This window comes from Streptomyces sp. NPDC056503, assembly GCF_042794995.1.
Classification (GTDB): Bacteria; Actinomycetota; Actinomycetes; order Streptomycetales; family Streptomycetaceae; genus Streptomyces.
This window is the reverse complement of sequence record NZ_JBHTST010000019.1, coordinates 1-6,455: the sequence shown is the minus strand read 5'-3', so window position 1 is coordinate 6,455 and position 6,455 is coordinate 1. Positions and strand designations below refer to the sequence as shown.

The 6,455-nt window shown below is 75.3% G+C and carries 7 protein-coding genes; 3 read left to right on the top strand and 4 right to left on the bottom strand.

Translation table 11 applies throughout. From position 1 onward, the window contains the following. A partial coding sequence (locus ACFQ8C_RS08165; RefSeq protein WP_383453465.1) for a cytosine permease occupies positions 1–481 on the top strand: 481 nt, incomplete at its 5' end. A 61-nt stretch (positions 482–542) separates the two neighbouring features. Beyond that, the gene (locus ACFQ8C_RS08160) at positions 543–2,207 is read left to right on the top strand and encodes an amidohydrolase (RefSeq protein WP_383453463.1); all 1,665 of its coding nucleotides are present in this window, start codon (positions 543–545) and stop codon (positions 2,205–2,207) included. 21 nt (positions 2,208–2,228) lie between these two features. On the opposite strand, the gene ACFQ8C_RS08155 is transcribed toward ACFQ8C_RS08160, so the two are convergent. From ACFQ8C_RS08155 to ACFQ8C_RS08140, 4 genes are all read right to left on the bottom strand, one after another. After that, the gene (locus tag ACFQ8C_RS08155) at positions 2,229–3,104 is read right to left on the bottom strand and encodes a F510_1955 family glycosylhydrolase (RefSeq protein ID WP_383453462.1); all 876 of its coding nucleotides are present in this window, start codon (positions 3,102–3,104) and stop codon (positions 2,229–2,231) included. A 451-nt stretch (positions 3,105–3,555) separates the two neighbouring features. Beyond that, the gene (locus tag ACFQ8C_RS08150) at positions 3,556–4,197 is read right to left on the bottom strand and encodes a DUF305 domain-containing protein (RefSeq protein WP_383453461.1); all 642 of its coding nucleotides are present in this window, start codon (positions 4,195–4,197) and stop codon (positions 3,556–3,558) included. Between the two features lie 90 nt (positions 4,198–4,287). Beyond that, positions 4,288–4,764 carry a hypothetical protein gene (locus tag ACFQ8C_RS08145; RefSeq protein ID WP_383453459.1) on the bottom strand — a complete coding sequence of 159 codons (477 nt, stop codon included), beginning with the start codon at positions 4,762–4,764 and terminating at the stop codon, positions 4,288–4,290. A 107-nt stretch (positions 4,765–4,871) separates the two neighbouring features. Beyond that, on the bottom strand, positions 4,872–5,216 hold the full coding sequence (locus tag ACFQ8C_RS08140) for a tetratricopeptide repeat protein (RefSeq protein ID WP_169091412.1): 345 nt from the start codon (positions 5,214–5,216) through the stop codon (positions 4,872–4,874). Between the two features lie 135 nt (positions 5,217–5,351). On the opposite strand from ACFQ8C_RS08140, the gene ACFQ8C_RS08135 reads away from it, so the two are divergent. Then, positions 5,352–6,317 (top strand): pirin family protein, encoded by a 966-nt coding sequence (locus ACFQ8C_RS08135; RefSeq protein ID WP_383453458.1) that lies wholly within the window; start codon positions 5,352–5,354, stop codon positions 6,315–6,317. Positions 6,318–6,455: the final 138 nt, after the last annotated feature.

Genomic DNA, 6,455 nt, shown 5'->3' with positions numbered 1-6,455 from the left:
CATCACCCTCTACTCCTCCGGCCTCAACCTCCAGGTCCTCGGCATCCCCTGGAACCGCGCCGGCGCCCTCGCCGTCAGCGCCGCCGTGACCGCCGCCGGCTCCCTCGGCGCCCTCTTCCTCACCGACTTCACCACCTCCCTCCTCTCCTTCCTCTCCCTCCTGATCATCGTCTTCGCCCCCTGGGGCGGCGTCTTCCTCGCCGACATGGTGCTGCGCCGCTGCCGGTACGACTCCGAGGCCCTGCACCGCACCGACCCCGGCGGCGCCTACTGGTACCGCGCCGGCTGGCACCCCGCCGGCGCCGCCGCGCTCCTCACCGGCGGCCTCTTCTCCGCCCTCACCTGCGACTCCGCCCTCTGGAGCGGGCCCCTCGTCGCCCCGCTCGGAGGCGCCGACCTCACGCTGCTCGGCGCCCCCGTCGCCGCGCTCGTGTACGTCCTCCTGGCCCGCCGCACCGCCGTCCCGCACCCGGCCGCCTGACCGGGCCCCGCCCCGACCGCGACGCCGCCACCCCTCCCGTACGACAAGGAACGCACCCCGCATGAACGGCACCACCCCCGCCCCCGCCGACCTGCTCCTCACCGGCGCCCGCATCCACACCGTCGACCCCGCGCTGCCGGAGGCGGAGGCGATGGCCGTACGGGACGGACGGATCGTCTGGCTCGGCGCCGACGCGGACGCCGCCGCCTGGAACGGTCCCGGCACCCGCGTCCTCGACGCCGGCGGCCGGCTCGTCCTGCCCGGCTTCGTCGACGCCCACAACCACGTCCGGCTCGGCTCCGACGACGCCTGCGTGCAGCTCGCCGGCGCCCGCACCCTCGACGAGATCCACGCGCGCGTGCGGACGTGGCACGCCGCCCACCCCGACGCGCCCTGGATCGAGGCCGAGGCCTTCGACTACTCCGCGATCCCCGGCGGCCGCATGCCCACCGCCGCCGACCTGGATCCCGCCACCGGCCCCACCCCCGCCCTCGTCCTCAGCTACGACGTCCACACCGCCTGGCTCAACACCGCCGCCCTGCGCGCCCTCGGCGTCGACCGCGACCACACCGACCTGCCCTTCGGCCGCGCCGTCACCGACCCCGCCACCGGCGAGCCCACCGGCTTCGTCAAGGACTTCGCGGTCAGGGGACTCTCCCGCGACGGCCACCGCGCCCTGCGCGCCCTCGGCGTCCCCTGGGCCTCGACCGACCGCCAGTACGGCCGCCTCGCCCGCAGCCTGGACGACGCCGTCCGCTTCGGCATCACCACCGTCGTGGAACCCCAGAACTCCCTCGACGACCTCGCCCTCTTCACCCGCGCGCGTGCCGAGGGCCGGCTCCGCTCCCGGATCGTCGCCGCCCTCTTCCACCCGCGCGGCACCACCGACGCCGACCTCGACGCCTTCGAGGCGGCGGCCGCGGAGCACGCCGACGACCGCTTCCGCGTCGGCCCGCTGAAGCTGTACATCGACGACGTCGTCGAACCCCGCACCGCCGCCCTCCTGGAGCCGTACGCGGGCTGCGCCCACCACCGGGGCGAGACCTTCTACCCGCCCGAGGAGTTCGCCGACCTCCTCGCCCGCCTCGACGCCCGCGGCTTCCAGTGCTTCGTGCACGCCACCGGCGACCGCGGCATCCGCACCGTCCTCGACGCGGTCGCCCACGCGCGCGTGGCCAACGGCCCGCGCGACGCCCGCCACCAGGTCGTCCACGTCGAGTGCCTCGACCCGGCCGACACCCCGCGCTTCGCCGAACTCGGCGTCGTCGCCTGCATGCAGCCCCGGCACGCCGCCCCCGACATCGCCGGCCCCGGCCAGGACTGGGCCGAGAACATCGGACCCGACCGCTGGCACAAGGCCTGGCCGCTCCGCGACCTGCGCGACGCCGGCGCCGTCCTCGCCCTCTCCAGCGACTGGAACGTCGCCGAGATGGACCCCATGGTCGGCATCCACGCCGCCGTCACCCGCCGCCCGCTCGCCGGCGGCGAGCCCTGGACGGCGGGCCAGACCCTCACCGTCACGGAGGCCGTCGAGGGCTACACGAGGGGCTCGGCGTACGCGAACTTCCTGGAGCACGAGCGCGGCTCGCTCACCGTCGGCAAGCTCGCCGACTTCGTCGTCCTCTCCCGCGACATCCTGCGGATCGCCCCGGAGGAGATCCCCGGAACGGTCGCGGAGACGGTCGTCGTGGGCGGCGAGGTGGTGGCGGAGACCGCCACGGCGTGAGCCGTGCGGGGAGGGCCTCGCTCAGTGCCCGCCCTCCCCGGACGTCACCGCCATCCGCCGCTCGAAGGCGCGGCCCGCGTCCCGCGACTCGTACACCCCGTCCCCGGTCGCCACGAGCAGCCGGCGCGCGTCGACGGCGGTCAGCGCCTGCGGGCCGCCGCCGGGCACCGGTCCGACCCGGGTCCAGGAGGCGGCCCCGTCGCCGGACCGGAAGAGCACCCCGTCCGGCGCCACGCCGTACAGCGCGTCGGCCGCGCCCCAGGAGACGTACGAGAGGACCGGTCCGGTCCCGGGCGCGAAGGTCCTGCCGCCGTCGGTGCTGCGGGCGACGCCGTTCTCGGTGGTGGCGAGCACGGTGTCCGGCGCCGTGGGCGAGACGGCGATGTCGAGGGCGCGGAGCACGGCCCGGTCCTCCCAGACGGTCCGGTCGCGGGTGACCCGCAGCCGGCCGTTCGCGCTGTCGTAGCCGTAGACGGGGCCGCCGGGCGCGGTGTCGAGCGCGTGGAAGTCGACCTCGCCGCCGAGGGACTCCTCCGTCCAGCCGCGGCCCGCGTCGGAGGAGGAGATCAGGCCGAGGTCGGCGGGCCCGCCGCTGCCGGGGGCGGGATGGCCGCTGGCCAGGAAGGTGCCGTCGGCGGCGACGGTGAAGCCCATGAAGTCGTCGCGCCGGTCGCCGACGAGGACGGGGGCGCCGTCGGCCCCGGGGGAGTGGATCCCCTGATGGGTCGCGACGTACAGGGTCTCCTCGTGGAGGCCGAGCCCGTGGACGTGGGAGAGGGCGGAGGCCCCCGCCGCGTCGGCTTCGTCGGTCTTCCGCGAGCAGGCGGTCAGGGCGAGGGCGAGGGCGAGGACGGCAGCCGTGGAGACGGCGGCCCGGGGGAGACGGGGCTTGGTCATGGTTCTCTCGTTCACCAGGAGGGAGTCGGAAGGGGAGGGAAGGGGAGGGAAGAGGGAGAGGGAGAGGGAGACGCAGGGCAGGGCACGGGCCGGGGCCCGCCCCGGAGGAACCGGGGCGGGCTGGACGCGTGTCGGGCTGGGCCGGACCGGGTCCGACCCGGTGTGGCGCGCGGACCGGACCGGATCCGCTCGGTCCCGCTCGGTCCCGCTCGGTCCCCCTCGGGACCGAGGCGGACCGCAGGGGGCCCGGTCGGGCGCGACGGCCTCGACCGGGCGCGACCCGACGCGCCGGGACCGGGCTTGCCGGGATCAGTGGCGGCGCAGGCCGACAGGACGGCGCAGGCCGACGGGACGGCGCGTTCCGACGTGGCGCGGGCGGACCGGACGGACAGGCCGGACAGGCCGGACAGGACAGGACCGGCCCGGTCCGGACGGGACCGGGCCGGTGCGGTCAGAGGCGGTCGAGGATCTTCCGCAGCTCCGTGATCTCGGCGGTCTGGGCCCGGACGACCTCGGCGGCCAGCGCCTTCGCCTCGGGGCTGGCGCCGTTCTTCCGTTCCTCCTCCGCCATCGTCACCGCGCCCTCGTGATGGGCGATCATCAGCTCGGCGAAGGCGCGGTCGAAGGCCTTGCCCCGGGCGGCGCCGAGGTCCTTCATGTCCTGCTCGGACATCATCCCGGCCATCGAGTGGCCCATCCCGGCGGACTCGGGCCTGCCCCAGCCCTTCAGCCACGCCCGCATCTTCAGGATCTCGGGGTCCTGCGCCTGCTCGACGGCGGTGACGATCCTCTTGATGTCGGCGTCCTCGGCACGCCCGTCGGCGAGCTTCGCCATCTCCAGGGCCTGCTCGTGGTGGGGGATCATCATCTGCGCGAACATCACGTCCGCGTCGTTGAAGGCCCCGGAGGCCGAGGGCGCGGCGGAGCCGTCGGTCGTGGCGGTGGCGGTGGCGGTCGTCGGGGCGGCCGTGCCGCCGTGGTCCATTCCGCTCATCGCGTCGTCCTGGCCGCAGGCGGCGAGGAGGAGCGCCGTCGCGGCGGCGGCGCCGGCCAGGCCGAGGGTACGGGTGGTGCGCTTCCGGAAAGTACGCATGGTGATTCCTCGTGTGCTGTACGTATGGTCATGGGCTGGTACCGGTGGCGCGCGGGCAGCGTGGAGCGGCCCGCGGCGGGGCGGTACGGCCTAGATCCGCAGGACGGACAGCCGTGCGAGGTCGGGAGGGCGGCGCGGCGGGGCGTGCGGCGCGAGCGCGGGCGCGAGCCGCGCGAGGAGGAGGACGAGCCAGTCGGGGCGGCGGCCGAGCGCGGCCCGGACGAGACCGGCGAGCAGCCAGCCGGCGAGGACCGCCACGCAGAGCGTGGTCATGTCCATCCCGGAGCCGGGCGCGTGCCCGTCGTCCGGGCGCTGCGGGCCGTGGCCGGAGGCGGCGGGGTCCGAGGAGCCGGAGTGTGCCGCGGCGTGTGCCGCTCCCGCCGTCAGACCGGTCGCGGTGGCGCCGGCCGTGCCCGCGTACGTGCTCCCCGGAGGGGCCGCGGAGGGATCCTCGGGATGGCCCACGGAGTGCATCATGAACACCCCGAGCGCGAGCACGACGACGAGCAGGAGGTGCGCGAGGGCACCTCCCGCTCGCTCGCCGTGGTGCGGCCGGGGTGTGGGCATGATCAGGTCCTCCTGGCGCCGACCATACCGTGCCGGGGTATCGGTTCCGCGTCAGGACGCCGCCTCGCCGGAGTGCCGCCCCGTCACGGCATCACGGCGTCACGGTGTCAGGACGGCAGTTCGCCGCTCATCGCCGCGGCCATCCGCAGGTGCGGGGCGGCCTCGTCCTGGCGGCCCTGGCGCTCCAGCGTGCGGCCGAGCATCAGCCGGGCGTAGTGCTCCACCGGATCGCGCTCCAGGATGGCGCGGAGCTCGGTCTCGGCGGGCTTCAGCTGGGCGGAGTGGTAGTAGGCGCGGGCGAGCAGCAGTCGCTGGGCCGTCTGGTCCGGGTGCTCGGCGACGAGGCCGCGCAGGATGCGGACGGCGGTCTGGTACTCCTTCGCGTCGAAGAACAGCTGCGCGCGGCTCCAGCGGTCGGCGGCCGTTCCGAACTCGTAGTACGTGTCGCTCACTTGCTCTCCCTGTTCCGGGGTGCCTGATCTGTCACCCTGTGGGGTGGTCCGACCTCGTCAACACCGAAGATTAGTTGAACATTCCACCACTAGGATTGTCCCGATGTCCCCCCACTGGAGAGGTGTCGATCCTCGATGAGCAATCTCGACCGCCAGGCCGAGCTCGCCGTGTGCGGTGGCCGCGGCTTCGTCGTCGCCGAGCCCGTTCGCGAACTCCTCAGCCCCCGTCACGTCCGGCTCGGTGAGTCGACCGAGGTACGGCGTCTGCTGCCGAACCTCGGTCGGCGGATGGTCGGCGCCTGGGCCTTCGTCGACCACTACGGCCCCGACGACATCGCCGACGAACCCGGCATGCAGGTCCCGCCCCACCCGCACATGGGCCTCCAGACCGTCAGCTGGTTGCACGAGGGCGAGGTCCTGCACCGCGACTCGACCGGCAGCCTCCAGACGATCCGCCCCCGCGAGCTGGGCCTCATGACCTCCGGCCGGGCGATCTCCCACTCCGAGGAGAGCCCCCGCCCGCACGCCCGCCTCCTGCACGGTGCCCAGCTCTGGGTCGCGCTGCCCGACGCCCACCGGCACGTCGAGCCGCACTTCCAGCACCACGCCGACCTGCCCCGGGTCACCGCGCCCGGTCTCACGGCCACGGTCATCCTCGGCTCGCTCGACGGCGCGACCTCGCCGGGGACCGCGTACACCCCCATCGTCGGCGCCGACCTCGCCCTCGCCGCCGGCACCGAGACCGAGCTGCCGCTCGACCCGGACTTCGAGTACGCCGTCCTCTCCATGTCCGGCGAGGTCCACGTGGACGGCGTCCCCGTCCTCCCGGGCTCGATGCTCTACCTCGGCTGCGGCCGCACCTCCCTTCCCCTCCGCGCCGCCTCCGACGCCGGTCTGATGCTCCTCGGCGGCGAGCCCTTCGAGGAGGAGATCGTCATGTGGTGGAACTTCGTCGGCCGCACCGACGACGAGATCCGCAAGGCGAGGGAGGACTGGATGGCGAGCGACCGCTTCGGCGAGGTGAAGGGGTACGACGGTGACCGTCTGGACGCCCCCGAGGTCCCGGCGGCCCATCTGAAGGCCCGGGGCCGGGTGCGCTGACGCCGGGGTTCCCCGCCCCGGGCCGGGGGTGGGCGGGGGACGTCCGGCCCCGCGCGCGGCGGCGACGCGGTGGCCCCGGCCGCCTCGGCGTCGCCGCACGCGGGCGCCGTCCCCTCCCGGGGACGGCCGGGGCCCGCG